The organism is Micromonospora sp. NPDC005806 (assembly GCF_042871425.1).
In the GTDB taxonomy this organism is placed as follows: Bacteria; Actinomycetota; Actinomycetes; order Mycobacteriales; family Micromonosporaceae; genus Micromonospora.
This window is the reverse complement of sequence record NZ_JBIAIL010000109.1, coordinates 1-1,222: the sequence shown is the minus strand read 5'-3', so window position 1 is coordinate 1,222 and position 1,222 is coordinate 1. Positions and strand designations below refer to the sequence as shown.

Sequence of the window (1,222 nt, the reverse complement as noted above, 5' to 3'; positions counted from 1 at the left end):
GCCAGGACGATCTTCTTCTTGCCTGATTGGCGGGTGATGGGGCTGGTGCCGGCGTAGTTGCGGCGGGCTTTGGCGTCGGTGTAGCGGGTGGGGTCGTCGCCGAACTCGGCAAGCACCCGGGCGCCGAGGATGCGGCCCAGGCCGGGCTGGCTGAGGTAGACCTCAGCGTCCGGGTGCTGCCCAAAATGTGCCTCGACCTGCTGTTCCATTGCCTTGATCTGCGTGTGCAGGGTGGTCAGGATCGCTACCTGGGCGCGGACGGTGGCCGCGTAAGCCGCGGTCACCACTGGCGGTTGGCCCAGCTGCCGGCTGCGTAACGCTGCCTGCAGCTTCTCGGCCTTGGCCGGGACGTCGCGGCGGCGGGCCCGTTTCAGCGCGCTGGTGATCTGTGTGGTCGTCAGCCGGGCCGCCGAGGCCGGGTCGGGTGCCTTGCCCAGCAGTTCTAGGGTGTCGGCCGCGGCCAGGTTGTCGAAGGCGACCAGGGCGGCGGGGAAGAACTCGCGTAGTGCCTGCCGCAGCCGCAAGGTGTGACGGGTGCGTTCCCAGATCAGCGTCTTGTGCGCCCGGGTCACGACCTTGACCGACTCGGCGCCGGCGCTGTCTCCGGCGACCGGGTGCAGCTGGTGCCGGTCGGTGCGCACCATGTCAGCCAGGGCGTGCGCGTCACCCGCGTCGCTCTTCGCCCCCGACACCCCGCGCCGTTCCCGATACCGCGCCACCTGCAGCGGGTTGATCGCATACACCTGGTAGCCGGCGGCGATCAGGGCCTGCACCCACGGGCCCCGGTCGGTCTCGATGCCGATCACCACCTGGACCAGCTCATCGCCCTCGCCGAGTTGCTCTCCGATCAGCGTGTGCAGGCGGGCGATGCCGCCGATCCCCTCCTCGAGTTTCGCCTTGCCCAGCCGCCGGCCCGCCTCGTCCTGCACCTCGACGTCGTGGTGGTCCTCGGCCCAGTCGTCTCCCACGAACAGCACATCAGCCTCCCTAGTCCACAGCGGACCCAGGCAGCGTTCGGGAGAACTCCCGCGAGCTAATGAACAAGTGCTCACGCCGGCGGGGCGGGCACGACATCCCATCAGCGGTTCTGTCTCCCGACCACCGGCAGGGGCACGATCTGTCAATAGGACTGCACGCGTCCTGCAACGGGGAGTGCTCACCCGCCAGCGGCTACCGGACCCGAGTCTGCCGCAACCGACCCGGCAAACCTCATTAGCAACGG

The 1,222-nt window shown here is 69.2% G+C and carries 1 protein-coding gene; it reads right to left on the bottom strand.

Annotated features, from left to right (window positions below):
• A partial coding sequence (locus tag ACFYOS_RS36445; RefSeq protein WP_387151932.1) for an IS110 family transposase occupies positions 1-977 on the bottom strand: 977 nt, incomplete at its 3' end.
• Positions 978-1,222: the final 245 nt, after the last annotated feature.